The organism is Couchioplanes azureus (assembly GCF_014648355.1).
GTDB lineage: Bacteria > Actinomycetota > Actinomycetes > Mycobacteriales > Micromonosporaceae > Actinoplanes > Actinoplanes azureus.
The window spans coordinates 580,389-604,503 of the sequence record NZ_BMQY01000002.1 but is presented as its reverse complement, the minus strand read 5'-3'; the positions used below and the strand labels follow the sequence as shown (position 1 = coordinate 604,503).

Below are 24,115 nucleotides of genomic sequence, written 5' to 3'. Positions count from 1 at the left end.
ACCTCGCCGCCGGCCGCGCCGTGAAGTCGCCGGCCGCCGCCGGCCCCGTGTCCCCGTGGGCGTAGCGGAAGCGGTCACACCGGCTGGTAGATGGGCGGTCAGGCCGGTAGGGAGGTTCGGGCCAGCCGTACGATTTCGGCCGCCACCGCGTCCGGGTCGCACAGCATGTGGAGGTGACCGCCGGGCATGACGTGCGCCGGCCAGCCCCGGCCCCGGGCATCGGCGAGCTCCTCGGCGTAGCCGTCGCCGAACGCGAGGTAGGCCGCCGGGACGTGATCCCAGCCGGCCGGCACCTCGACCCTCGCTGACAGGTATCCGAACGGGATCCGCTGCTGCTCGGCCGCCACCCTGCGCCTGGTGGCCGCGTCGGGGAACAGCCGCGCGATGTCTTCCTCGGGCCACCATTCGGTCCACGGCGGCAGCAGGCCCTCCGCGTCCACCCGCTCGCGGAGCAGGTCCCGCATGCCGGGGGGAGCCGCCGGCAGGTCACCGGCGGGCGGTGGCAGTACCGCGTCCACGAACACCACCGCGCGGACCGGCAGGGCGGCCACCAGCCCCGGCGCGTACAAGCCGGCGTTGCTGTGCGGTACGAGCACGAGGTCGTCCCGCTCCGTGAGCTGGTCGCGCAGGGTAGTGAGCACCGCCGCGGGATCGGCCACCGCGGGCACCGGCGGTGTGGGCACGACGGCCGTGAGGCCGAGGCGACGCATGGCCTCGGCGACGGGCTGCCACGCGGCCGGGCCGAGGTACACGCTCGGGATCAGGACCGGGGTGAGACCCCGGGCGGACGTCACCGGTCGGCCGCCTCTCTGAGCTCGGCGAATGCCGCGGCGAGGGTGTCGGCCGTGTAGTGGGCGTTCAGGCCGCTCGGGTTGGGCAGGACCCACACCGGGACGCCCGCGATGCGCTCGGCCTGGGGGCCCATCGTCGCCTTGGGCCGGGCGAAGGCGGTCCGGTACGCCGTCACGCCGAGCACCGCCAGGAACCGGGGCCGCCACCGGCCGGTCAGCGCGGCCAGGATCTCGCCGCCCGCCACCAGCTCCGCCGTGGACAGTTCGTCGGCCCGGGCGGTGGCCCGGGCCACCACGTTGGTGATGCCGAGCCCGGCCTCCGGCAGCGACCACTGCTCGGACGGGTGCAGCAGCCGCGGTGTGAAGCCGGAGCGGTGCAGGGCCGGCCAGAAGCGGTTGCCGGGTCGCGCGAAGTGGTGGCCGGTCGCGGCCGAGTACAGGCTCGGGTTGATACCGGAGAACAGCACCCGCAGACCCGGGCCGACCAGGTCCGGGATCGTCCGGCCCGCGGCCGCCGCGACCTCCGCGGCGGTGGGCCGGACCCGCGGGGAGGGAGGCGGTGCGGGCCGGGGCGTCATGCGCCGAGCGTATCCGCCGAAAGTCGCAGACCCGCCGGGCCCATGATCCACCCGCGGACCGAGGCCGCGCCGGGCGTTCGCTGTGAGACTCGGGCCCGTCGGTCGATCGAGCGGGGGAACGGGCATGGGGATGGCGGTCACGCGGCGGCTCGCGCGCTCCGACGTGGAGGCGGCGGCGCGGTTCCTCGACGGGCGGGTCGTGCGTACGCCCGTGGTGCGCTCGGCGGGCCTCGACGCCCGGGCCGGGACACGGCTGCTGTTCAAGGCGGAGAACCTGCAGGACGGCGGCTCGTACAAGATGCGGGGCGCGACCGTCGCCGTGGGGCGGCTGGCCGCGGCCGGGGGTGCGACCGGCGTCGTCTGCCAGAGCACCGGCAACCACGCGCTGGCCGTCGCGCTCGCCGCCCGCCGGCACGGGCTCGCCGCGGTCGTGGTGCTGCCGCCGGATGCGCCCGCGACCAAGGTGCGGCAGGCGGAGGCGGCCGGTGCGCGCGTCGTGGTGGGTGGTGCGGGCGCCGAGGAGCGGCTGCGGCTGGTCGAGGGCATCGCCACCGAGACCGGGTACGCCGTGATCGACGCGTACGACCATCCGGACGTCGTCGCCGGGCAGGGCACGGCCGCCCTCGAGCTGATCGAGGAGGCGGAGCGGGCCGGCACGCCGCTGGACGCCCTCGTCGTCCCGGTCGGCGGCGGGGGAGGCGCCGCCGGGGCGAGTTTGGCGGCGACCGGCCGGCGCATCGACCTGTACGGCGTCGAGCCGGTCGGCTGCGACTCGCTGGCCCGCAGCCTCGAGGCCGGTCGCCGGGTGCCGGTCGTCCCGGCCCCGACCCTCGCCGACGGCCTGCGGCCCACGTGCGTCGGCGCGCTGCCGTTCGGCATCCTGCACGAGGCGGGGATCGGCGCGGTACGGGTCGGCGACGACGCCATCGCGGAGGCGTTCCGGCTGGTCATGTCGGAGCTGCGGCTCCTGGCCGAACCGTCCGGCGCGGCCGCGCTCGCCGGCGCGCTGCGGGTGGCCGAGCGCGGCATCCACCGTACGGTCGGCGTCCTGCTCACCGGCGGCAACGTCGCACCCGCGCTCGTCGCCGACCTGCTGACCACCGGCAGGGACCTGACCCGGGCGCGTAGGGCGCATCCGCGGTGGGCATGAACGAGGCGGCGTGCCACCCCGTACGGGTGGTTCGAGGAGCAAACGCGGCGCCCGACCGACGCTCCGCACGACGCTGGTCGCGGGCCTGAGGCGGCGGGACGGTGGACGTGAACGAGCTCGACACCATGCCGGGTGGCACGGCGCACGACGGGACCGCGCCCGGACGCCTCGCGGGAACGGCGTGCGCGCGATGATCCTGCTCTCCGACCCCCGCGTCGCCGCGGTGCCCAGCGAGGACGGCGGCGAGCCGATGATCGACGTGCGCGACGTGCCGGAGCTGCGGCTCGACGGCCGCGCCGCCGACGGCGAGGGCTCCTACGCCCGGTTGCGCGCCGAGGTCGCGTCGCGGCTGGTGGACGCCCAGCGCAAACTGCCCGAGGGGCTGCGCCTGCTGATCGTCGAGGGATATCGGCCGTACGCGACGCAGCACGCCATCTGGACCCGGTACCGCGACGAGCTGCGCCGGCTCCACCCGTCCTGGCCGGACGGGCGGCTGCTGGTGGAGACGAGCAAGTTCGTCTCCCCGGTCGAGGTGGCCCCGCACAGCACCGGCGGCGCCGTCGATCTCACCCTGTGCACGGCGGACGGCGAAGAGCTCGACATGGGTACGCCGATCGACGCGACCCCGGTCGAGTGCGACAACGCCTGCTTCACCGGCGCCCGCAACATCCCGGCCGCGGCGGTCGAGAACCGGCGGCTGCTGAGCGACGCGCTCTCCGCGGTGGGCATGGTGAACTATCCGACCGAGTGGTGGCACTGGTCCTACGGCGACCGCTACTGGGCCCTGCTCACCGGCGCGTCCCACGCGCCCTACGGACCGGTGCACTGAGCACCGGCGCGTCCCACGCGCCCTACGGACCGGTGCACTGAGCACCGGCGCGTCCTTCGCGCCCTGGCCCGGCGCTCCGGCCCGGCGCCGCCGGCCATCGGCCGGATCAGAGCGTGCGCAGCGCGCCGCCGTCGACGGGGACCGAGATGCCGGTCAGGTAGCTCGCCGCCGGGGAGAGCAGGAACGCCGCCACCCGGCCGAACTCCTCGGGCTCGCCGAGCCGGCCGAGGGGGACGGCCGCGGCCGCCTCCGCCGCCGCGCGCTCCGGGTCGCCGGTGGCCGCGAACAGTTCCCGGTTGCGGTCGGTCAGTACGCGGCCGGGGAGCAGGCTGAGGACGCGGACGCCGCGGGGGCCGTACTCGTCGGCCATGTCCTTGGCGACGCCGGCCAGGCCGGGGCGCAGACCGTTGGACAGGCCCAGGCCCGGGATCGGCGTCCGCGCCGACGTGGACAGGACGAAGCCGATCGCGCCTCCGGCCGGCAGCGTTGCCGCGAAGGTGCGCGCGGCCCGCACCGCGCCGAGGAAGACCGTCTCGAAGGCGGCGCGCCACTCGTCGTCGGTGCGGGAGGCGGCGGTGCCCTGGGCCGGGCCGCCCACCGAGATCAGCGCGCCGTCGCAGCGGCCGAACCGTTCGGTGGCGGTGCGCAGCAGCAGCTCCGGCGTGCCCGGATCGGCGAGGTCGGCGGCCACCCCGGCGGCGGCGTCGCCGAGCGCGGCGGTGGCCGCCTCGACCCCGGCGGGCGACCGGGAGGAGATCACGACCCGCGCGCCGTCGGCCACGAGGGCTTGCGCGGTGGCGAAGCCGAGGCCCCGCGAGGCTCCGGTGAGGACGTAGACGCGGTCGGCGAGGCCCAGATCCATACCCCGATCCTGCCATCACCGCCGGGGAGGCTCACCGCGGCGGCACGAGTGCGACGACATGCGGGTCGTGACGGGTAGGGTGCCCCGGTGCTCGACGACGACGGGGTGGACCAGGCGGCATTGACCGGGACGGACCCCGAGGCCCGCCGTGCCGCCCTCGGGGAGCTGACCGCGCGCTGCCAGGCGGCCCGGTCGGCGCCCGCGCGGCTCGTACCGTTGCTGGAGCCCTTGGTGCACGATCCGCGCTCGCGGGACGACGCGGTGGTGGCCCTGCGCCGGTGCGGCCGGGCCGCGGCGCGGTATGCCGGCTTCCTCGGCGAGGCGGCGGCCGCGGCGCCGGAGCCGGCGACGCGGCGCCGGGCGGTCGAGACGCTCATGCTGATCGGTGACCCGCGCTGGGTCGACCCGGTCGTTTGCGAGGGCGCCGCCCTGCTGCCACACGCCCTGATGCCGCTGCCGTGCCCGCCCGAGGTCCGTGACACCGTCCGCCGCCGCCTGGCCACCCTCATCGCCCGCGCGGAGAGTGGCCGCGGGGAGGCTGCCGGGGAAAGCGCCGGCGAGGCTGCCGGGGGAGCGGGCGCCCTCGCAACCTTGTGCGAGATCGTGGCCCGGTGGGGAACCGACGCCCGGGAGACGGTGCCGGAACTGCTCGATGCCCTGCCGCATGCGCCGGGGGCGGCGACCCGGGCGCTGCTCGCCGCGGGTCATCTCGGTGCGCCGATGGTTCCCGGCCTGCGGGCGGCCGCGTCCCGGCCCGGGGGACTGCCGGCCGCCACCGCGTTGTTCCGGCTCACCGGTGACCCCACGCCCGCCCTGCGGGCCCTGCTGACCGCGCGGCCGCCCGTGCCGCCCGGCGTGGTCGCGCTGCTCGGCCCGCTGGCGCTGCCGCTGGTGCCCGAGTTCGAGCTGCTGCTGACCGGGGAGGCCGCCGCCGCCCCGCCCCAGTGCGCCGCGCAGGTCCTCGCGGCCCAGGTGGTGATCGCCGCGACGGGGGACACCACCGCGGCGCTGCCGACCCTGCACGCCGTCCTCACCGCCGGTGGGCACCGCGCGGTGCTGGCCGCCGCCGTGGTGGCCGACCTGGCCGCGGCCGGTCCCGGGGCGAGCGGCGGCGGATGGCGGGGAGAGATGGCCGTCTGGGTGCCGGAGCTGCGAGCCCTGCTGGACGACCCGTGGGCCGGTGTGGCGGCGGCCGGTGCGCTGTGGCGGCTCGGCGCCGCGGCCGGCGAGCTGGTGCCGGTCGCGGCGCGGGCGGTCGAGGAGGGCCGGCGCCCGGCCGCGGCGGTCGCCCTGCTGCACGAGCTGGGCGCGACGGCGGAGGCGGCCCGGCTGGCCGCGCGCGACGAGCGGCTGACCGTCGGCGGCGCCGACGACGACATCGTCGTCAACGACGAGCTGCTGCGCGACCGGCTGCTCGCGACGGCCCGCGCCACGGCGACGGGCAGCGGCGGCTCAGGGGCGGCGTAGGACGCGTACCCGGCCGCCGGCCTGGAGAGCGAGGCAGCCGCCGGCGCGGCGCAGTGCGGGCAGGCGGCGGGTCTGCGGCGCCGACCGGCCGTCGTAGCGCATCGCCGCCTCGCGGGTGGCGAGCTCGGCCGCGGCGGCCGGGGGCAGGTCGCCCCGGCCGGCGAGGTCGCGGGCCAGGTCCCAGCCGTCGCGCAGCGAACCCTGGGTCGGGCGGTGCGCGGCCCACCCGGCCCACACGTCCGGCCACCGCGGGCCGAGGGCCGCGGCCAGCTCGGGCCACTGCCGTGCGACCTCGCCGGCCCGCTTGCGCAGCAGCGCGACCCGGGCGATCCCGACCAGCCGGGCGTCGAAACCCGGGGGTACGGGCGCGCCCGAGGTCAGCGCCGCGACGAGCGCCGCTTGCCGTTCGGCCAGGGACGTCATGTGACCACCGGATATCCGGACGCGGCGGCGATCGCGTCCAGCTCGGCAGACAGCTCGGCGGCGGGCGGGTAGGCGCCGTCGCGTTCCAGCATCAGCGCCGGGGGCCGGTGCCGTCGGCAGAGCTCCGCGACGAGGTCGAGCACCTCCCGCGGCACCGCGTCGGTGTGCGTGTCGTGGTAGACGCCGTCGTGCGCCGAGCCGCCGGCCACGTGGCAGTAGGCGATCCGGTCGAGCGGCAGCCGGTCGAGCAGGGCGGCCGGGTCGGTGCCGCGGTTACGCGCGTTGGCGTACACGTTAGCCACGTCGAGCAGCAGCAGGGCGTCCGTACGCTCGAGGATCTCGGTCAGGAACGCACCCTCGTCGAGCTCGTCGTCCGGCCAGTCGAACAGGGCGGCGATCGGTTCGAGGGCGAGCGGCACGTCCAGCTCCTCGCGGGTACGCCGCACGTTGGCGACCACCGCGTCGACGGCCTCCCGGCTGCGGGGCACGGGGAGCAGGTGCCCGGCCTCCACCCCGCCCGCCCGTACGAACGCGATGTGCTCGCTGACCAGCGGGGCATCGAGGCGCCGGGCGACCGCCGCCAGGTGGCCGACCCGGGCGGGGTCGACCGGCTCCGCGCCGCCGAGGGAGAGCTTGACGCCGTGCGGCACCACCGAGACGCCGCGTGCGCGCAGCTCGGCGAGGCCTCGGGGCAGTTCGGCGTGCGCGTGCAGCGACTCGGCGACGACCTCGGTGAAGCGCAGCCCGGGCAGCGCGGCCACGTAGCCGGAGATCTCGGGGCGCCAGCCGATGCCGACGCCGTACGCGGGCAGGTTCACCCGCCGCACCCGCCGCCGCCTCCGCACCCGCCGCCGCCACCGCAGGAGCTGCTGCCGCTGCTGCAGGAGGAGCTGCTGCTGCCGCAGGAGCTGGTGGAGGTCCAGGTGCTGGGGCTGCCGGTGGCGTTGAGGCGCTGGATCTCCGCCTCCGCCGCGAAGGCCGGGTCCATGGTGTAGAGCGACGCCGCGCCGAACAGGGCCACGCCCATCGCCGCACCCGCCGCGCCGTAGGTCGCGTAGGACGGCGACTGGTGGGGCGCCAGGTGGTCGTACCGGCGCCGCAGGTCGGCCATCCCCTTGCGCGCCACCGCGGTGGCCCGGCGGTTGGCCCGGCCCAGGAAGATCGTGAGGACGACGGCGGGGATCAGGGCGACGACGAGGAAGCCGACCGGCTTGTCGTTGGCGATTCCGGCGGCCAGCCGGGCGGCGCCCAGGGCGATCAGGGCCAGGCCGGCGAAGAGCCAGGACCGGGCCGCGCGCGTCTGTGCCGCGCTGACGGCGAGGCCGTTCGCCTCCAGGCCGGCGCGCAGCTGGTCGAGTGCCGAGCGCACCCACGAGTCGGCGAGGACCTGACGGACCGGGATCCGCCGGCCCGCGGCGTTGTAGACGGCGGTGTCGAGCGGGGTGACGCCGGCGGGCATGGGACCGCTCTGCTTCAGTTTGCTGCCCGCCGAGCTGTCGATGGCTCCCGCACCGCGCAGCCCGCCGAGGGATGCGTAGACGGCGAGCTTGTCGCCGCCGTTCAGGTATGCCACCTGCTGCGGACCGAGCGTGTCGACGGAGGCGTCGCGGGGACCGGAGAACAGGAGGCGGCGGTGGACGACCGCGATGACCGCCACCGCGACCATGGCGGCGACGTAGAGCAGGAGGAAGGCCGGGCCGGAGATGCCCCAGGTGTCGCCTTGTGCTGCGAGGGCCATGTGACCTCCCGTGTTCGCAGGGTTGCTGGCCCTCATTGTGCAGATCAGTGCAACATTCAGGTCACGGCCGCCTGACGGCTTCCTCCACGACGTCGAGGACCCGGCCCAGCTCGCCCGGCGGGCGGCCGGTGGCCAGGTGCAGCACGAGCCCGTCGTACGCCAGCTCGAGGAACTGCGTCAGCACGTCGACCGGCACGTCGTCGCGCAGCACGCGGGCGTCGCGCTGGCGCTGCAGGCGCTCCCGGGTGGCGGCCTCGACCGCCGCGGCCCGCTCGCTCCAGCGCTGGGCGAACTCGGGGTCGGTGCGCAGCCGCCGGGAGACCTCCAGCTGGGTGCCGAGCCAGCCCGCGGTGTCGCCGCTGGCCCCGGCCCGCTCCAGCAGGTCGCGCATCACCTGGACGAGACCGTTGCGGGCGACGGTCTCGACCATCGCGGCGGCGTCGTCCTCGGCGACCGCGAGGAACAGCGAGTCCTTGTCCCGGAAATGGTGGAAGATCGCGCCCCGGGACAGGCCCGTGGCCTCCTCGAGGCGGCGCACGGTGGCGCCCTCGTAGCCGTACCGCGCGAAGCATCCGCGGGCCGCGGCGAGGATTTCGTGGCGGCGGGCCTCTAGCTGGTCCTGGCTTACCCTGGGCACGGAAGCGATGGTGTCACGCCGCCCGGCGCGCTTGCAATCCGTACGTACGGCTTGGCAGCCGGAGCCTCAGCCTCCTGATGGTGCAAAAAGACCCGGCAGACGGACCCTGGATAGCACTCGTGGGCTGTTCGCTGCCGTATTCACTCACGTACAGTGCCCGGGTGCCTCTCGTCTTCCTCGCCCTGGACGACACCCTGCTCGATCGCAGCGGTGCGTTCAAGTTGTGGGCGAAGGGCTTCCTCGACGAGATCGCGGCACCACAGGAGGATCTCGACTGGCTACTGTCCGTGGATGCCGACGGGCTCACCTCGCGGTGGGACCTCGCCGACCTGATCCGCGACCGCTACCAGCTCGACATCCCCTCCATCGACCTGCTGGAGGAGCTGCACGAGGGGCCGCTCGCCTACGAGCGCCTCGACCCTCTGGTCGCCTGCGCGCTGCAGATCGCCGGCGACGCCGGCTGGGTGCCGGTCGTGGTCACCAACGGCCCCCACGAGCAGCAGGAATCCCGGATCCGGCGCACCGGTCTGGACCGCTACATCGCCGACTGGGTCATCTCCGAGCAGGCCGGGGTGAGCAAGCCCAACCCGCGCATCTTCGCGCTCGCCGCCCAGCGGGTCCGGATGCGGCTGAGCGGGGCCTGGATCTGCGGCGACAGCCCGGAGGCCGACATCGGCGGGGCGGCCGCGATGGGACTACCCAGCGTGTGGTTGCACCGGGGACGCGAGTGGATCGACAACCGCTTCGCGCCGACCCGCGTGGTGGGCAACGTCATCCAGGGACTGTCTGCCATCATGGCGACCACTAAATAGGTTGCGTGACCCGGGATCACCCGACAGAGTGCTCCCGTACGTGTTCCGCGAGATTCCTCGGAAGAGAAGGGGGTGGACCTCATGGCTGTCGTTGTCCTTCGCCGTGCCCAGGTTCCGAAACTTCCTTCTTCCTTCTCCGAGGAGACCCTCCAGTGCGCGAGCACGACTCTTCCGGCCCGTCCACCATGCGCCGCGGCCGCCGCAAGTTCGACGACGACGACTCCGACTTCGTAAGGCGCGGCCGGCTCGAGCCGCGGCTCGCCGAGGACCCCGATCTGCCCGAGACCGGCGACCGCTGGTCGACCTGGGACGGCGCCCTGCACGGCCCCGCACCGCGACCCGCCTGGGTCCGCACCGAGCACGGCGCCGTGGACACCGAGCTGGGCGTGCTCAAGACCGGCAAGGAAGCCGACGTCCACCTGGTCCGCCGGGCGGTCCCCGGCACCGGCGAGGTCAGCATGCTCGCGGCCAAGCGCTACCGCGACGGCGAGCACCGCCTGTTCCACCGCGACGCCGGCTATCTCGAAGGGCGCCGGGTGCGCCGGTCCCGCGAGATGCGGGCGATGACCAACCGTACGGCCTTCGGCAAGGAACTGATCGCCGGCCAGTGGGCGGCCGCCGAGTTCGGGGCGCTGTCCCGCCTCTGGCAGGCCGGTCAGGAGGGCGGCACGATCTCGGTGCCGTACCCGGTGCAGCTGATCGGCACCGAGCTGATGCTCGAGTTCATCGGCGACTGGGAGACCGGCGAGGCGGCACCGCGCCTGGCCCAGGTGCGCCCGGACCGCGACGGTCTGGAGGACCTGTGGGGCCAGATGGTGGACGCGCTCAGCGTGCTCGCCCGTGCGCAGCTGGCCCACGGGGACCTGTCGCCGTACAACACGCTGGTCCATGACGGCCGGTTGGTGCTCATCGACCTGCCCCAGGTGGTCGACGTGATCGCCAACCCGCAGGGCGGCGAGTTCCTCGCCCGCGACGTGCGCAACGTGGCGGCCTGGTTCACCTCGCGGGGCCTGCCCGTGGACGTCGACGAGGTGATCGAGCGGCTCTGCTACGAGGCGGGCCTGCGATGAGCCGCGCGGCATCGCGCCGGGCGCGATCCGGCCCCCGGCCGCCGGCCACCCGGCGGCCGCGGCCGGTGCCGCGTCACTGGAGGTAGCTCTCCACCTCGCCGGTGCTGTGGGCCCGCTCGGCGTCCGGGTCGTTTCCGGCCTCCCGGGCGGCCCGCCGCCGGCGCAGCAGGTCCCAGCACTGGTCGAGGGACTCCTCGACCTCCTGGAGCCGGGTGCGCTCCTCCTCGCCGCTGATCTCGCCGCGGCGGAGCTGCTCGCGCAGCTTGTGCTCCTCGTCCACCAGGCCGTGGATGCGGTCCAGCACCGACTTGTCATCCATGGCGTGAGCTTACGACCTGTGACGAGGCCGCGGGTACGCCGACGGAAAACGCCCCGCCGTCCATCCGGGACGGCGGGGCGTTTCCGCGAGCGTACGCGTCAGCTGGTCAGCATCTTGCGCAGGACGTACTGCAGGATGCCGCCGTGGCGGTAGTAGTCCGCCTCGCCGGGGGTGTCGATGCGGACGACGGCGTCGAACTCCACGCCGGTGTCCGTGGTGACCTTGACCGTGCGCGGCGTGCGGCCCTCGTTGAGCTCGGTGACGCCGGTGAAGGTGAAGGTCTCGGTGCCGGTGAGGCCGAGCGACTCGGCGTTCTGGCCCTGCGGGAACTGCAGGGGCAGCACGCCCATGCCGATCAGGTTGGAGCGGTGGATGCGCTCGTAGCTCTCGGCGATGACGGCGCGGACGCCCAGCAGCATCGTGCCCTTGGCCGCCCAGTCGCGCGACGAGCCCGAGCCGTACTCCTTGCCGGCCAGGATGACCAGCGGGACACCGGCCTCCTTGTAGGCCACCGACGCGTCGTAGATGGTGGTCTGCTCGCCGGTCAGGTGGTTGACCGTGAAGCCGCCCTCGACGCCCGGCACCAGCTGGTTGCGCAGCCGGATGTTGGCGAAGGTGCCGCGGATCATCACCTCGTGGTTGCCACGGCGGGAGCCGTACGAGTTGAACTCGTGCCGGGGCACCCCGTGCTCCGCGAGGTACTTGCCCGCGGGGGAGTCCGGCTTGATCGAGCTGGCCGGCGAGATGTGGTCGGTGGTCACCGAGTCGCCGAGCTTGGCCAGCACCCGCGCGCCGGAGATGTCGTTCACCGGGCTCGGGTCGGCGGCCATGCCCTCGAAGTACGGGGGCTTGCGGACGTAGGTGGAGTCCTCGGACCACTCGAACGTCTTGCCGGTCGGGGTGGGGAGCGACTGCCACTGCTCGTCGCCGGCGAAGACGTCCTGGTACGCCGTGCTGAAGCCCTCGGCGCCGATCGCGGTGGCGATGACGTCGTCGATCTCCTTGGCGCTCGGCCAGATCTCGTGCAGGAAGACCGGCTTGCCGTCCGAGCCGATGCCCAGCGGCTCGGTGGTGATGTCGATGTCCATCGAGCCGGCCAGGGCGTACGCGACGACCAGCGGCGGGGACGCCAGGTAGTTCATCTTGACGTCCGGGTTGATCCGGCCCTCGAAGTTGCGGTTGCCGGAGAGCACGCTGACCGCGGTGAGGTCGGCCTCGTTGATCGCCGCGGAGATCTCCTCGGGCAGCGGGCCGGAGTTGCCGATGCAGGTGGTGCAGCCGTAGCCGACCAGGTTGAACCCGATCTTGTCCAGGTACGGCGTGAGGCCCGCCCGGTCGTAGTAGTCGGAGACGACCTTGGAGCCCGGGGCGAGGGTGGTCTTGACCCACGGCTTGCGGGTCAGGCCGCGCTCGACGGCCTTCTTGGCGAGCAGCGCCGCACCGACCATGACCTGCGGGTTCGAGGTGTTGGTGCAGGACGTGATGGCGGCGATGACGACCGCGCCGTGGTCCAGCTCGTACTCCACGCCGTCCTCGCCCTTGACCCGGGTCGGCTTCGAGGTGCGGCCGCGGGCGCCGTGCGCGGCGCTGAAGATCTGCGGCTTGTCGGCCTCGTCCTGTACGCCGTTGGCCGGGGCGTCGGAGGCCGGGAAGGACTCCTCGCTGGCCTCGTCGGCGTGGCCGTGCGGCGCGGCGTAGTTGGGCAGGGCGTCGCGGAACATCGACTTGGCGCTGTTCAGCGGGACGCGGTCCTGCGGGCGCTTCGGGCCGGCGAGCGACGGGACGATCGTCGAGAGGTCCAGCTCGAGCTTCTCGGAGTAGTCCGGCTCGGCGTTCGGGTCCAGCCAGAGGCCCTGGCGCTTCGCGTACGCCTCGACCAGCTTGACCTGCGCCTCGGAGCGGCCGGTGAGCTTGAGGTACTCGATGGTCTGCTCGTCGATCGGGAAGATCGCGACGGTCGAGCCGTACTCCGGCGACATGTTGCCGATGGTGGCCCGGTTGGCCAGCGGCACGGCGCTCACGCCGGGACCGTAGAACTCGACGAACTTGCTGACCACACCGTGCTGGCGCAGCATCTCGGTGATGGTGAGCACCAGGTCGGTGGCGGTGGTGCCGGCCGGGGCCTCGCCGGAGAGCTTGAAGCCGACCACGCGCGGGATGAGCATGCTGACCGGCTGGCCGAGCATGGCGGCCTCGGCCTCGATGCCGCCGACGCCCCAGCCCAGCACGCCCAGGCCGTTGACCATGGTGGTGTGCGAGTCGGTGCCGACCACGGTGTCCGGGTACGCCTGGCCGTTGCGCTCCATGATCGTACGGGCCAGGTACTCGATGTTGACCTGGTGCACGATGCCGGTGCCGGGCGGGACGACCTTGAACTCGTTGAACGCGGTCTGGCCCCAGCGCAGGAACTGGTAGCGCTCGCGGTTGCGCTGGTACTCCAGCTCGACGTTGCGGGCGAAGGCGTCCTCGCGGCCGAACAGGTCGGCGATGACCGAGTGGTCGATGACCAGCTCGGCCGGCGCGAGGGGGTTGACCTTGCTCGGGTCGCCGCCCAGGTCGTTGACGGCCTCACGCATGGTGGCGAGGTCGACGACGCAGGGCACGCCGGTGAAGTCCTGCATCAGCACCCGCGCCGGGGTGAACTGGATCTCCACGCTCGGGTCGGCGGTCGGGTCCCAGCCGCCCAACGCCCGGATGTGGTCGGCGGTGATGTTCGCGCCGTCCTCCGTGCGGAGCAGGTTCTCCAGCAGGATCTTCAGGGAGTAGGGCAGACGGTCGTGCCCCTCCACCTTGTCGATCGTGAAAATCTCGTAGCTCGCGTCATCGACGCGCAGCTCGCTCTTCGCACCAAAGGTGTCGAGGCTGGCCACGTCATCTCCTTCACACCCAGCGACTGTGAGTAGTCCTCAGCAGTCTGTCGCACCGGTGACGGCCGCCCGCCAGTTAGGGCTACCTAACTCAGGGTTCACGTCTTCCGTAAACCGTACGTCCGTCTTGTTATTGCGTGCAACCCGGTCCGGAGGTTTACCCGGGGTGATCATCGGGAACACCGCGTTCCGTGCAGTCCTTCACCGACCTCGAGGCTCTCACCGACTTCTTCGACCGCTATGGCTCCGCGCTGACCCGGGGCGACGTGGCGGCGGTGGCGGGCTGCTACGCGCTGCCCGGCCTGGTCGTCTCCGACTCGTACAGCTTCACGTTCGCCTCGCCGGCGGCGGTCGCGCTGTCGTTCCTCGGGGCGGCCCCGGCGTACCAGGAACAGCAGATCGTGGCCGCACACGCGCAGCTGCACGACGTGCAGTGGCTCAGTGACGCGCTGGCGATGGTCGCGGTCGAGTGGGAATACCTCGACAGCCTCGGCAACGCGGTGCCCGGCGAGCGCTACCGCTACCTGATCCGAACCGACGTCGACGGGCCGCGGATCACCACGGTCATCGCCACGCGCTGAAAACCGTCGGACGCCGATGCCATCATGGCGAGGTGACCACGATCGAGATCGCTCCGGCCGACGCCCGCACCGCGCCGCACCGGCCGCAATGGCTGGTCGTGCACTTCGACGCGGGCGCCGACGACCGGATGCTCTACGCGTGGGGCGACATCCATCCCGCCGCGTTCACCGGCTTCCCGGGCGGTCAGCCGTTCGCCGGTGAGGACGCCTACGGGCGCTTCGCCTGGGTCCGGCTCGCCGAGGGGGCCCGCGACGTCGGTTTCCTCGTCGTCGACCGCACGGGCGCCAAGGACGTCGCCGAGGACCGGCACGTCGACCCCGCGGTCACCCCCGAGATCTGGCTGCGCTCCGGCGACTCCCGGATCTACCTGAGCGCCGCGGAGGCGGGCGTCACCCTGCCCTTCCCGGAGGACGACGTCGCCGTCATCCACTACCGCCGGGCGGACGGCGACTACCGCGGCTGGGGCGTGCACGCCTGGGAGGGCACGCCGCAGAAGCCGGTCTGGCACCGCCCGCTGGCTCCCTCCCGCTTCGACGCCTTCGGCGCGGTCTTCCGCGTGCCCGTGCGGCCCGGCGCGGCGGGCCTGCGCTTCGTCATCCACCGCGACGACCACAAGGACCTGCCCGACGACCAGCGCCTGGACCTCTCCGTGGGGCGGGAGGTGTGGTTGCTGTCGGGGGAGCCCGCACCCGTACGTCCGGATCTGCGGTCCCTGGGTCCCGAGCTCGACCCGGCCCGCGCGCTGGCGGTCTTCGTGGACCGCACCACCATCGCCCTGCCGGCCCGGATCGCCGACCTGGCCGAGGGGTTCGCCCTGGTCACCGCGGCCGACGGCGACCTGCGCCGGGACGGCGACGAGCTGTCCGGCGAGCGCATCATGCTGCCGCTGACGCCGCGCCCCGGCGGGCTCTTCCAGGCGCAGAGCCGGCGGTTCCCGCACCTGCGGGCCTATCGGGCGTTCGCGGTGCCGGAGCTGGGCGACGCGGCCCTCGGGCACCTGCTGCGCGGGCAGCTGCTCGTGGTCGGCCGCGACCACGCGGGGCACGTCACCGCCACCACCGCCGTGCAACTGCCCGGCGTGCTCGACGACCTCTACGCGGAGGCCGCCGGTGCCGCGCTGGGCGTCACCGTCGACGGCGACCGGCCCACCCTCGCCGTCTGGGCGCCGACCGCCCACGCCGTCTCGCTCGAGCTGTCCCGCACGCCGGACGACGAGCCGAAGATCCTGCCGATGGAGCGCGACCCGGCGACCGGCGTGTGGAGCATCGCGGGCAAGCGCAAGTGGATGGGACGTTACTACCGCTACCGGGTGGAGGTGTGGCATCCGGCCGCTCAGCGCGTGGTCACCACCAGCGTCACCGACCCGTACTCGCTGTCGCTGTCCGCCGACTCGACCCACAGCCAGATCGTGGACCTCGACGACCCGGCGCTGTGCCCGCCCGGCTGGGACACCCAGGCCCGGCCCCCCGCCGTGGCGCCGGCCCGGATGCAGATCTCCGAGGTGCACATCCGCGACTTCTCGATCGCCGACGCCACCGTGCCCGCGGCGCACCGCGGCACCTACCTCGCCTTCACCGACGAGGAGACGGCCGGCATGCGGCACCTGCGCATGCTCGCCGACGCCGGGCTCACCCACGTGCACCTGCTGCCCGCGTTCGACTTCGCGACCGTGCCCGACCGGCGGTCGAGCCAGGCCGTGCCCGCCTGCGACCTGGCGTCGTTCCCGCCGGACTCGCCGGAGCAGCAGCACGCGGTCATGGCGGTCGCCGACGCCGACGGCTTCAACTGGGGCTACGACCCGCTGCACTACACGGCGCCCGAGGGCAGCTATGCCACCGATCCCTGCGGCACCGCGCGCATCGTGGAGTTCCGCCGGATGGTCGCCGCCCTGCACGCCACCGGGCTACGCGTGATCATGGACGTGGTCTACAACCACACGATGGCGGACGGCCTCGCGCCGTTCAGCGTCCTCGACCGCATCGTGCCCGGCTACTACCACCGGCTGCTGGAGGACGGGACGGTCGCCGAGTCCACCTGCTGCTCCAACACCGCGCCCGAACACCTGATGATGGGCAAGCTGGTGATCGACTCGCTGCGTACCTGGGCGCGGCACTACCGGATCGACGGTTTCCGGTTCGACCTCATGGGACACCACCCGCGGGCCAACATCCTCGAAGCCCGGGCGGCCCTCGACCCCGGCATCTATCTGTACGGCGAGGGCTGGAACTTCGGCGAGGTCGCGTACGACGCCCGCTTCGCCCAGGCCAGCCAGGTCAACATGGCCGGGACCGGCGTCGGCACCTTCAACGACCGGCTGCGCGACGCGGTCCGCGGCGGCGGTTCGTTCGGCGACGACCCGTCGGTGCGCGGCTTCGCGACCGGGCTCGGCGAGGACACCCCGCTCGCCCTACACGACCGGATCAAGGTGGGGCTCTCGGGTGGGCTGGCCACGTACAGGTTCACCACCCACAGCGGCGTCGAGCTGAGCGGCGCGCAGATCGACTACAACGGCTCCCCGAGCGGCTACACCGCCGCGCCGGGGGAGTGCGTGACCTATGTCGACGCCCACGACAACGAGATCCTCTACGACGCGATGGCGTTCAAGCTGCCGGTCGGCCTGCCGATGGCCGACCGGGCCCGGATGCAGGTCCTCGCGCTCGCCCTGGTGGTCCTGGGCCAGGGCGTCGGCTTCGTGACCCTGGGCACCGAGCGGTTGCGCTCCAAGTCCCTCGACCGCAACTCCTACAACTCCGGCGACTGGTTCAACGAGATCCTGTGGAACGGCGCGCAGGGCAACGGCTTCGGCCGCGGCCTGCCCCCGGCCGAGGACAACGAGGACAAGTGGCCCTGGGCCCGCCCGCTGCTCGCCGAGCCGTCCCTGATCCCGTCCGCGGAGCACATGGACCGCACCGCGGCACGCTATGCCGAGCTGCTCCGGATCCGCCGCTCCACGCCGGTGTTCGGCCTGCCCACGGCCGAGGAGGTGCAGCGGCGCCTGACCTTCCCGCTCGGCGGTCCCGACGAGACCCCCGGCGTGATCGTGATGTGCCTCGACGGCACCGGCCTCGACCCGCGCTGGGGCACCGTCGTCACCGTCTTCAACGCCACCGGGTCCCCGGCCGAGGAGGAGGTGCCGGAGCTGGCGGACGTCCGCCTGTCCCTGCACCCGGAGCTCGTGGCGTCGGCCGACCCGCTGCTGCGCTCGGCCACCGCCGAGGGCGGCCGGCTCACCGTGCCGCCGCGCTCGGTGGCCGTGTTCGTCGCCGACCTGGCCTGAGCGTCGGTCTCTGCGGTGCGCCGGACGTCCCCGGACCGCGCCTGACCTCCGGGGACCGCCCCCGACCGGCACGGTCCGGCCGGGGGCGGCCGTCTCAGCGGCCCCGGAGCCGTGGGGCGCCGGGCGGGCGGAAGGTCACGCCGCCGCCCTCGCTGACCACGCCGGCACCGTACGAGAACTGCAGCCCGTCCGTGCCGTCGGCGTTCTCGATGCCGATGGTGGCGCTGCCGCCGTCGGCCAGGGCGCCCTGCAGGCCCCGGTGGTGCACGGCGATCGTGCCGTCGCGACCCAGCACCACGCTGATCGAGATGCGTTGCGACGGGTCACCGTAGAACCGCACGTTGCGCCACTCGACGACCACCGTGTCGGCGCCGCTGGCGGTGTAGATGCCGCCCAGCTCGTCGACGTACAGGTCGTCCCAGAACGCCGAGATCATGTGGTTGGGCGGCAGCGGGTCCGGGATGGCGAGGTTGGTGAACGCCGTCTCCGGCCCGCCGAACGCGATCTGGCCGTTGACCGACACCCATGCCGCCAGCTGCGGATCCCCGTAGAACGGCAGCGGGAACGGCAGGTCGATCCGGGCCGTCCCGTCGTCGGGGCCGTCCGGCTCCAGCCGCCGGGTGCCCTCGGCGTAGCCGCCGGCGGTCGCCGCGCACGAGTAGCCGTAGGCGTCACGGTGGGCGGGCAGCGGGAGGTCGACCGTCGTGTCGCCGGTGAAGTCGATACCGCGGGTGCGTACGCCGTCGCAGCCGTCGCGCGGCTGCACCCGCAGCTCGTACCGGCCGGTCGGGGCGGTCAGGGTGAACCGGCCGCCGGCGTCGGTCCGGGTGGTGGCGGGCGTGCCGGCGAACCCGACCGTCGCCCCGGCGACCGGCCCCCGCGTGCCGGTGACCGTTCCGGTCAGGGTCGCGGCCGGTGCCGGCTCCAGGTTTGCCTCCAGCCGGGCGGTCTCTCCGGCGGCGACCACCACGGTACGGGCGATGGCACGGTAGCCGTACCGGGTGATCGTGGCCTCGTAGGTGCCCGGCGGGAGCAGCGCCAGCCGGTAGGCGCCGTCCGGGCCGGTGCTGCCCTGCCGCGCCACCGTGCCGGTGACGGAGACCGTCGCCCCGGAGAGTGCGGCGCCCTCCGCGGTCACGGTGCCGGCGAGCACGCCGGACGGTTGCCGGGCCCCGGACACCGCCGCGTACGCGTCCAGCCGGCCCTCGCCGTACACCTGGTTGTCGGCCGGGGTGCCGCCGCACGAGGTGTCGTCGGTGTCCGTGGCGGTGGCGTCGAGCACCTGGCGCGTGGTGGCGATGTCGCGCCGCAGGCCGGGCACCGCCGACCAGAGCAGGGCGACCGTCGCCGCGGTGTGCGGCGACGCCATCGACGTGCCGCTGTAGCTGGCGTACCCGCCCGGCACGCTGGAGAGGACGTCGACACCGGGCGCGGCGATGTCGGGCTTGACGGTGCCGTCCTGGCCGCCGCCCCGGCTCGAGAAGGAGGCGATGGCGCCGGCCGGGTCGTGGGCGCCGCTGGCGTACGCCGCGGCGTAGTTGCCCGGGGAACCGGCGCTGGCGCACCCGGGGCCGGCGTTGCCGTTGGAGAACGCCGGGAAGATGCCGGCCGCCACCCACGCGTCGACGATCTGCGCGTACCACGGATCGAACCCCCAGCCGCCCCAGGAGTTGTTCACCACGTCGGGGGCGAGGTCGGGCCGCGGGGCGTTCCCCGCCCGGTCGGTCGGCGCGACGATCCACTGGCCGGCGGCGAGCAGCGACGCGGTGGAGCAGGCGTTCGACTCGCACCCCTTGGCGGCGATCCACCGGGCGCCGGGCGCCACGCCGATCGCGTGGTCACCGTCGAGGCCGACCATCGTGCCGGTCGTGTGGGTGCCGTGCCCGGCGTTGTCGCACGGTACGCCGTCGGCGCACAGGCCGGTCGGGTCGAACCACGAGTAGTCGTGCCGGAGCGTGCCGTCCGCCGCCCGGCCCCGGTAGCTCGCGGCGAGCGCCGGGTGGTCGTACTGCACCCCGGTGTCGACGGTGGCGACGACGATCCCGTCGCCACGGACGCTCAGGTCGTCCCACACCCGGGGGGCCTGCACGCGGGCGAGGTTCCACTCGGCGTTCTGCGCGCCGCTGCGGACGCGGGGGAGCGCGGCGGCGGGCGTCAGCTTGGGCAGCGGGACCACCTTGTCCGCGAGCACCCGGCTGACCTCGGGCCGGGCGGCGACGGCCGCGGCGAGGCGGGCGTCCCCGGTGACCCGGACGGTGTTGGCGATCCAGTACGGCGTGAAGCTCGCCCGGCGGGCCGTCAGCAGCGCGCGCACCGAGGCCTGGCTGCGCGCGGCATGCTCGGTGGCGATCCGGTGGACCCGCTCGGCCCGCTGGGTCCCGGTGGCGCGCCGGGCCGGCCCCAGGTCGGCCCGGTCCCGCAGCACCACCCAGAAGGTGGCGCCGGCATTCGCCGCGAGCTGGGCGCGCAGCCGCGGCTCGATCTTGGAGTCCCCGGGCGCCGCGTGAGCGGGCACCGCGACGGTGGTCAACGCCAGGGCGAGCGCCGCGACGAGCGCCCTCCCCGGCCGGCGGTGGACAGACAACGATCTACCCCCTCTGCGCGGCCGCGGTGTTCCCGCGGCCGCAGGGGAGTCTCGCCGGGCGCCGTTAAGTGGCGGTTACCGATGCCTTGCCCATGTAAATTCTTCCATAGCCCGCAAGAATTCAACCCTTGATGGAGCCGCCCCGGGCCGTTGCCAGCCGACGATCCGGTGGTACAGGTCGCGCGGGACCGGCTCGCTGCGGCCTATGTGGTCGTCGACGGCGGTCTTGAGCTGCGCCCACAGGGAGATCGCAGGCTGAGCGGTCCACTCCGGCCGCGTCGGAAGATGGTCCGCCCCGGGACGGACCTTGTCACGCCTGCCTGCCGTTGGCGCGGTTCGCTCGTCCCACCTGCGGATGGGCGGCGGTCTGCCGGGTTCCGGGCTTTTCTGCGGCTGCAGGTCTCGGTGGGCGCGTTCGAGGCGGACCCTCAGCAGGTAGCCGGTGGGGGGTGTCGAGACGATCAGCAGCGACGTGAACGGCTCCGCCGTGATCGCCATGCACGCCGGGTAGGTGAGCTGATCGACGGTCAGCGCACCGGCCTCGCCGCCGCGGTGCGGAACATGAACCCGTCGGCGTTTCCTACCATCCGGGCGCGGTGCTCGACGTACCGCCGGCTCATCACGTCATGGACTTCGCCGAGATCGCGCGACTGCATCGTGCCTCGCACGACCGGTACCGATGTCACCGCCATGGCGGTCCTCCGACCCTCGCACCCCGAACCGGCCCACGTCGGTCAGGTTTGCACGAATCACGTCGAGCCTCACCGGAGAACGAGCCTCCGAAAGGGTCGATGTTGACGTCTCGTCCGCCCCACGTGTGCATGAAGGGGTGGAAGACAGTAGTGGCCGATCCCCGATCCGCGAACGGGTCGAAGCCCTGCGCGCTGAGGCCGCCCGGGCCCGCGAACGCGCTCACCAGCGCGCCGTCGCCGCCGACCGGCTGATCGACCAGGCCGCCACGGCGCAACGGGACGCGAAGTTCGCCCGCGAACGCGCCGATCGGCTCTGCGCCGAGCAGCTGGGCCGCCGGGCGGTCATGGACTTCGCGTAGCGCACAGAACGCTATCCGGACGTCGCGAACCCGCTACCGCGGTGCAGTGCGCGAAGCGCCCGGCCCTGGAGGGGCCGGGCTTGCGCCGGCCCGGCGTGGCGAGCTACTCCGGCAGGCGGGGGCCGGCCTCGCGCTGCGAGGTCAGCCAGGCCTCGACGTCGGCGGAGGAGCGGGGCAGGCCGGCCGACAGGTTGCGGCAGCCGTCGGCGGTGACCAGGACGTCGTCCTCGATGCGGACGCCGACGCCGCGGAGCTCCTCGGGGACGAGGTCGTCCTCCGGCTGGAAGTAGAGGCCGGGCTCGACGGTCAGGACGTAGCCCTCCTGGAGCGGGCCGTCGCGGTAGGTCTCCTTGCGGGCGGCGTTGCAGTCGTGGACGTCGATGCCGAGCATGTGGCCGAAGCCGTGCAGCGTCCACCGGCGGTAGACCGTGGACTGCTCGGACATCGCCTCGTCGACGCTCACCGGGAGCAGGCCGAGGTCGTGCAGGCCCTCGGCGAGCACCCGCATGCAGGTCAGGTGGACGTCGTGGAACTTCACGCCGGGCCTGATCGCGTCCATGCCGGCCTGCTGCGAGGCGTGCACGATGTCGTAGACCTGGCGCTGCAGCGGCGTGAAGGTGCCGGAGACCGGGACCGTGCGGGTGACGTCGGCGGTGTAGAACGAGCGGGCCTCGACGCCCATGTCCATGAGCAGCAGCTCGCCCGGGACGGTGACGCCGGTGTTGCGGACCCAGTGCAGGATCGTGGCGTGCGCACCGGCGCCGACGATGCTGCCGTAGCCGACGTCGTTGCCGTCCGTGCGGGCGCGCAGCGCGAAGACGCCCTCGAGCAGGCGCTCCTTGACGCCGCGGTCGGCGGGCAGGACGCGGGCGACGTCCTCGAAGCCGCGGACGGTCGCGTCGATCGCCTCCTGCAGCTGGGCGATCTCCCACTCGTCCTTGACCAGCTTGAGCTCGGAGATGACGCTGGCCAGGGCGCGGTCGCGGCGGACCGCGGGGTCGGGGTCGTAGGGCAGTACGGCCCGGTCGACGGCCGCGTCGAGGCCGCGCAGCACCCGGGTGCGGCCCGGCGCGCAGTCGGCGAGCGCCCGGCCGAGCTCGGTGTAGGACGCGGTCTCGATGCCCAGCTCCGCCGACTTCTCGCCGAGGGTGTGCCGGCGCCCGACCCACAGCTCGCCGTTGCGGCTGCGGAAGAAGGCGTCGGTGGCCTTGGAGTTGCGGTCGTGGGTGTAGAGCACCGCGTCGTGGCCCGAGCCGCTGGGGCGCAGGACCAGCACGCCGTCGGGGTCGCTGTCGCCGGTCAGGTAGACGAAGTCGCTGCCGGGCCGGAACGGGTAGTCGGTGTCGTTGGCGCGCACCTTCTCGTTGCCGGTCGGGATCACCAGCGTCTCGCCGGGGAAGGCGTCGGAGAGCGCCGCCCGGCGCTTGGCATAGTTGGGCGCCTCGGGCCTGGTCGTGACCTCGAGCGCGTCCTCCCGCCAGCCGCTGCGCATGAACTGCAGGAACGCCTCGGGGAAGTCGGGGTCGTGCGATTCCGTCTTCGCCGCCGTCGTGCTCTCGCCTTGCTCGGCCATGGTGGCTCTCCCCTTCTCCCGCGTGGCGTCCCTGACGTTACCGCCTCGGTGCGACGGAATTCGCGGCCGGAGTGCCACCGCGGGCGAAGTGCGGCGTGACCGGCGACACGTCAGCCGCGCAGGGTCAGGCAGGCCACTCGCGCACCGGCGGTGCCCGCCTTGCCGGGATCGGTACGGGTGAGCTGCGCATGCAGCACCAGCGAGCGGGGCGGGCGCACCGGATCGAACGTCCAGCTCTGTTGCGCCGCGACCGTGGCGGCGCCGCGGGGATCGGTGGTGAAGTCGAGCCACACCTCGTTGCGGGGGTTGGCGTACGCCGGGTCGACCGACGGCTGCGACGGGTCGGCCTGGTGCTGGTAGTGCGGGCCGGCGTCGTCCGGCACCGACGTGCAGGTCTTCGTGTGCAGGTGCGCGCCGTACGCCCGGCGGCTCACCAGGCCGGTGACGGCCAGCCGTACGCGGATGCCCTGGACGGTCGTGGCGACGCTGACCTGGGCCGTCGCGCCCGGCGGGACCGCCGCCGAGTCGTAGGTGATGGCCTGGGTGCCGTCGGGGACGGGCTGGAACGTGCCGGACGCCGTGCCGACGGTCAGCGGCGCCTGGCCGGAGGCGGTCGCCAGCGGGGAACCGGAGGCGTCCGGATCGGCGATGCCGCTGGAGACGATCCAGGGTGTGCCGGCCGGCGGCGGTGACGGGACGGTGGTCGCGGGGGCGGTGCCGCCCGTCCCGGAGCAGCCGGCGAGCGCGGCCAGGGCGACGGCCAGGAGCGGCAGAGTACGGCGCATGGGCGAAGTATGTCAAAACCCGGCATATCCGGCGAGCATCGGCCGGGTGCTGGCTTTCTCCCGCCGCGGACGGAAGGCTGACGGCAGACGGCGGCGGGACGTGGAGGGTTCGCAGATGGCGTACGCGGTGGTGCTCGGGGAAGCGCTCGTGGATCTCCTGGAGACCGAGCGTGACGGCGAGCTGATCTATCGGCAGGCGATCGGCGGCGCGCCCCTCAACGTCGCGGTCGGCGTCACCCGTCTCGGCGGCGAGGTCCGCTACGTCGGCTCGCTCGGCAACGACACGCTCGGCGACCGGATCGCCGCGTTCCTGCGCCGCACCGGGGTCGGCACCGCCGCGACGACCCGGGTGAGCGTGCCCACCACCCTGGCGGTCACCACGTTCGAGGGCGCGGAGCCGACCTTCCAGTTCTACGGCGAACCCCCGTCGTATGCGCTGGTGCGCCCCGAGGACGTCGACGAGCAGACGGTCGCGGGCGCCGGCGTGCTCTACGCCGGCTCGATCGCGCTGATGCGCGAGCCCTTCCGCTCGGCGGCGCGCAAGGCCTGGTCGGTGCCGGGTCCGCTGCGGGTCTTCGATCCCAACGTACGCCCGAAGCTGCTGCCGGACGCCGCCGCGGTGGGCGCCCTGCGCGAGCTGGTCGAGGAGTTCTTCGCGACGGCGGACCTGGTGAAGCTCAGCTCCGCCGACGCCGGGGTGCTGTGGAACGGCGCGGCCCC

General features: G+C 73.9%; 22 protein-coding genes. 9 read left to right on the top strand and 13 right to left on the bottom strand.

Going from position 1 to position 24,115, the window contains the following annotated elements:
• Positions 1 to 98: 98 nt before the first annotated feature.
• The gene (locus IEY99_RS09795) at positions 99 to 794 is read right to left on the bottom strand and encodes an alpha/beta fold hydrolase (RefSeq protein ID WP_189201585.1); all 696 of its coding nucleotides are present in this window, start codon (positions 792 to 794) and stop codon (positions 99 to 101) included.
• Complete coding sequence (mug, locus tag IEY99_RS09790) at positions 791 to 1,369, bottom strand: G/U mismatch-specific DNA glycosylase (protein WP_189201583.1); 579 nt, start codon at positions 1,367 to 1,369, stop codon at positions 791 to 793. The genes IEY99_RS09795 and mug overlap by 4 nt, the downstream gene beginning before the upstream one ends.
• A 124-nt stretch (positions 1,370 to 1,493) precedes the next feature.
• On the opposite strand from mug, the gene IEY99_RS09785 reads away from it, so the two are divergent.
• A complete protein-coding gene (locus IEY99_RS09785) occupies positions 1,494 to 2,519 on the top strand; it encodes a threonine ammonia-lyase (RefSeq protein WP_189201581.1) in 1,026 nt (341 codons plus the stop codon).
• A gap of 190 nt (positions 2,520 to 2,709) precedes the next feature.
• Entirely contained in the window at positions 2,710 to 3,348 is a 639-nt protein-coding gene (locus tag IEY99_RS09780) for a M15 family metallopeptidase (protein WP_189202170.1), read from the top strand.
• Between the two features lie 106 nt (positions 3,349 to 3,454).
• On the opposite strand, the gene IEY99_RS09775 is transcribed toward IEY99_RS09780, so the two are convergent.
• Positions 3,455 to 4,210: an SDR family oxidoreductase gene (locus IEY99_RS09775; protein ID WP_189201579.1), complete on the bottom strand. Its 756-nt coding sequence runs from the start codon at positions 4,208 to 4,210 to the stop codon at positions 3,455 to 3,457.
• Positions 4,211 to 4,297: 87 nt separating this feature from the next.
• Between IEY99_RS09775 and IEY99_RS09770 the strand changes: the two genes are divergently transcribed.
• A complete protein-coding gene (locus IEY99_RS09770; protein ID WP_189201577.1) occupies positions 4,298 to 5,677 on the top strand; it encodes a hypothetical protein in 1,380 nt (459 codons plus the stop codon).
• On the opposite strand, the gene IEY99_RS09765 is transcribed toward IEY99_RS09770, so the two are convergent.
• The 4 genes from IEY99_RS09765 to IEY99_RS09750 all read right to left on the bottom strand — a co-directional run bounded on the left by IEY99_RS09765 (position 5,663) and on the right by IEY99_RS09750 (position 8,475).
• Positions 5,663 to 6,100, bottom strand: coding sequence for an SCO6045 C-terminal-like domain-containing protein (locus IEY99_RS09765; protein ID WP_189201575.1), 438 nt, complete (start codon positions 6,098 to 6,100; stop codon positions 5,663 to 5,665). The two genes, IEY99_RS09770 and IEY99_RS09765, sit on opposite strands and share 15 nt — an antisense overlap.
• A complete protein-coding gene (locus IEY99_RS09760; RefSeq protein WP_373293326.1) occupies positions 6,097 to 6,912 on the bottom strand; it encodes an MbnB/TglH/ChrH family RiPP precursor modification enzyme in 816 nt (271 codons plus the stop codon). Before IEY99_RS09760 ends, IEY99_RS09765 begins: the two co-directional genes overlap by 4 nt.
• Positions 6,913 to 6,914: 2 nt before the next feature.
• Positions 6,915 to 7,838, bottom strand: coding sequence for a TIGR04222 domain-containing membrane protein (locus tag IEY99_RS09755; RefSeq protein ID WP_189201571.1), 924 nt, complete (start codon positions 7,836 to 7,838; stop codon positions 6,915 to 6,917).
• 61 nt (positions 7,839 to 7,899) lie between these two features.
• The gene (locus IEY99_RS09750; RefSeq protein ID WP_189201569.1) at positions 7,900 to 8,475 is read right to left on the bottom strand and encodes a TetR/AcrR family transcriptional regulator; all 576 of its coding nucleotides are present in this window, start codon (positions 8,473 to 8,475) and stop codon (positions 7,900 to 7,902) included.
• Positions 8,476 to 8,636: 161 nt separating this feature from the next.
• Between IEY99_RS09750 and IEY99_RS09745 the strand changes: the two genes are divergently transcribed.
• Together IEY99_RS09745 and IEY99_RS09740 are read left to right on the top strand one after the other, a co-directional pair.
• Positions 8,637 to 9,287, top strand: coding sequence for an HAD family hydrolase (locus IEY99_RS09745; RefSeq protein WP_189201567.1), 651 nt, complete (start codon positions 8,637 to 8,639; stop codon positions 9,285 to 9,287).
• A 152-nt stretch (positions 9,288 to 9,439) separates the two neighbouring features.
• The gene (locus tag IEY99_RS09740; protein ID WP_373293309.1) at positions 9,440 to 10,357 is read left to right on the top strand and encodes a serine protein kinase RIO; all 918 of its coding nucleotides are present in this window, start codon (positions 9,440 to 9,442) and stop codon (positions 10,355 to 10,357) included.
• A gap of 73 nt (positions 10,358 to 10,430) precedes the next feature.
• Here IEY99_RS09740 and IEY99_RS09735 read toward each other — a convergent pair whose 3' ends face one another.
• Together IEY99_RS09735 and acnA are read right to left on the bottom strand one after the other, a co-directional pair.
• Positions 10,431 to 10,676 (bottom strand): DUF2630 family protein, encoded by a 246-nt coding sequence (locus IEY99_RS09735; protein WP_189201565.1) that lies wholly within the window; start codon positions 10,674 to 10,676, stop codon positions 10,431 to 10,433.
• A gap of 98 nt (positions 10,677 to 10,774) precedes the next feature.
• Positions 10,775 to 13,546 carry an aconitate hydratase AcnA gene (gene acnA / locus IEY99_RS09730; protein WP_189201564.1) on the bottom strand — a complete coding sequence of 924 codons (2,772 nt, stop codon included), beginning with the start codon at positions 13,544 to 13,546 and terminating at the stop codon, positions 10,775 to 10,777.
• A 188-nt stretch (positions 13,547 to 13,734) separates the two neighbouring features.
• On the opposite strand from acnA, the gene IEY99_RS09725 reads away from it, so the two are divergent.
• Both IEY99_RS09725 and pulA read left to right on the top strand, forming a co-directional pair.
• Positions 13,735 to 14,124 carry a DUF6841 family protein gene (locus IEY99_RS09725; protein ID WP_189201562.1) on the top strand — a complete coding sequence of 130 codons (390 nt, stop codon included), beginning with the start codon at positions 13,735 to 13,737 and terminating at the stop codon, positions 14,122 to 14,124.
• A 32-nt stretch (positions 14,125 to 14,156) separates the two neighbouring features.
• Positions 14,157 to 17,402: a pullulanase-type alpha-1,6-glucosidase gene (pulA, locus tag IEY99_RS09720; protein ID WP_189201560.1), complete on the top strand. Its 3,246-nt coding sequence runs from the start codon at positions 14,157 to 14,159 to the stop codon at positions 17,400 to 17,402.
• Positions 17,403 to 17,496: 94 nt separating this feature from the next.
• Here pulA and IEY99_RS09715 read toward each other — a convergent pair whose 3' ends face one another.
• Positions 17,497 to 19,986 (bottom strand): S8 family serine peptidase, encoded by a 2,490-nt coding sequence (locus IEY99_RS09715; protein ID WP_189201558.1) that lies wholly within the window; start codon positions 19,984 to 19,986, stop codon positions 17,497 to 17,499.
• A 527-nt stretch (positions 19,987 to 20,513) separates the two neighbouring features.
• Positions 20,514 to 20,678 (bottom strand): hypothetical protein, encoded by a 165-nt coding sequence (locus tag IEY99_RS09710; RefSeq protein WP_189201556.1) that lies wholly within the window; start codon positions 20,676 to 20,678, stop codon positions 20,514 to 20,516.
• 137 nt (positions 20,679 to 20,815) lie between these two features.
• Between IEY99_RS09710 and IEY99_RS09705 the strand changes: the two genes are divergently transcribed.
• Entirely contained in the window at positions 20,816 to 21,037 is a 222-nt protein-coding gene (locus IEY99_RS09705; protein WP_189201554.1) for a hypothetical protein, read from the top strand.
• A gap of 103 nt (positions 21,038 to 21,140) precedes the next feature.
• Here the strand turns inward: IEY99_RS09705 and IEY99_RS09700 are convergent, their stop codons facing one another.
• Together IEY99_RS09700 and IEY99_RS09695 are read right to left on the bottom strand one after the other, a co-directional pair.
• Entirely contained in the window at positions 21,141 to 22,610 is a 1,470-nt protein-coding gene (locus IEY99_RS09700; RefSeq protein ID WP_189201552.1) for an aminopeptidase P family protein, read from the bottom strand.
• A 110-nt stretch (positions 22,611 to 22,720) separates the two neighbouring features.
• On the bottom strand, positions 22,721 to 23,395 hold the full coding sequence (locus tag IEY99_RS09695) for a superoxide dismutase family protein (RefSeq protein WP_189201550.1): 675 nt from the start codon (positions 23,393 to 23,395) through the stop codon (positions 22,721 to 22,723).
• 115 nt (positions 23,396 to 23,510) lie between these two features.
• Between IEY99_RS09695 and IEY99_RS34115 the strand changes: the two genes are divergently transcribed.
• The coding region (locus IEY99_RS34115; protein WP_229798414.1) for a PfkB family carbohydrate kinase at positions 23,511 to 24,115 on the top strand (605 nt) is incomplete at its 3' end.

Excerpts from the sequence above, each read along its gene's own strand:
- mug (WP_189201583.1), bottom strand. The coding sequence starts at position 1,369 with ATGACGCCCCGGCCCGCACCGCCTCCCTCCCCGCGGGTCCGGCCCACC.
- IEY99_RS09785 (WP_189201581.1), top strand. The coding sequence starts at position 1,494 with ATGGGGATGGCGGTCACGCGGCGGCTCGCGCGCTCCGACGTGGAGGCG.
- IEY99_RS09780 (WP_189202170.1), top strand. The coding sequence starts at position 2,710 with ATGATCCTGCTCTCCGACCCCCGCGTCGCCGCGGTGCCCAGCGAGGAC.
- IEY99_RS09775 (WP_189201579.1), bottom strand. The coding sequence starts at position 4,210 with ATGGATCTGGGCCTCGCCGACCGCGTCTACGTCCTCACCGGAGCCTCG.
- IEY99_RS09765 (WP_189201575.1), bottom strand. The coding sequence starts at position 6,100 with ATGACGTCCCTGGCCGAACGGCAAGCGGCGCTCGTCGCGGCGCTGACC.
- IEY99_RS09755 (WP_189201571.1), bottom strand. The coding sequence starts at position 7,838 with ATGGCCCTCGCAGCACAAGGCGACACCTGGGGCATCTCCGGCCCGGCC.
- IEY99_RS09735 (WP_189201565.1), bottom strand. The coding sequence starts at position 10,676 with ATGGATGACAAGTCGGTGCTGGACCGCATCCACGGCCTGGTGGACGAG.
- IEY99_RS09710 (WP_189201556.1), bottom strand. The coding sequence starts at position 20,678 with ATGGCGGTGACATCGGTACCGGTCGTGCGAGGCACGATGCAGTCGCGC.
- IEY99_RS09700 (WP_189201552.1), bottom strand. The coding sequence starts at position 22,610 with ATGGCCGAGCAAGGCGAGAGCACGACGGCGGCGAAGACGGAATCGCAC.
- IEY99_RS09695 (WP_189201550.1), bottom strand. The coding sequence starts at position 23,395 with ATGCGCCGTACTCTGCCGCTCCTGGCCGTCGCCCTGGCCGCGCTCGCC.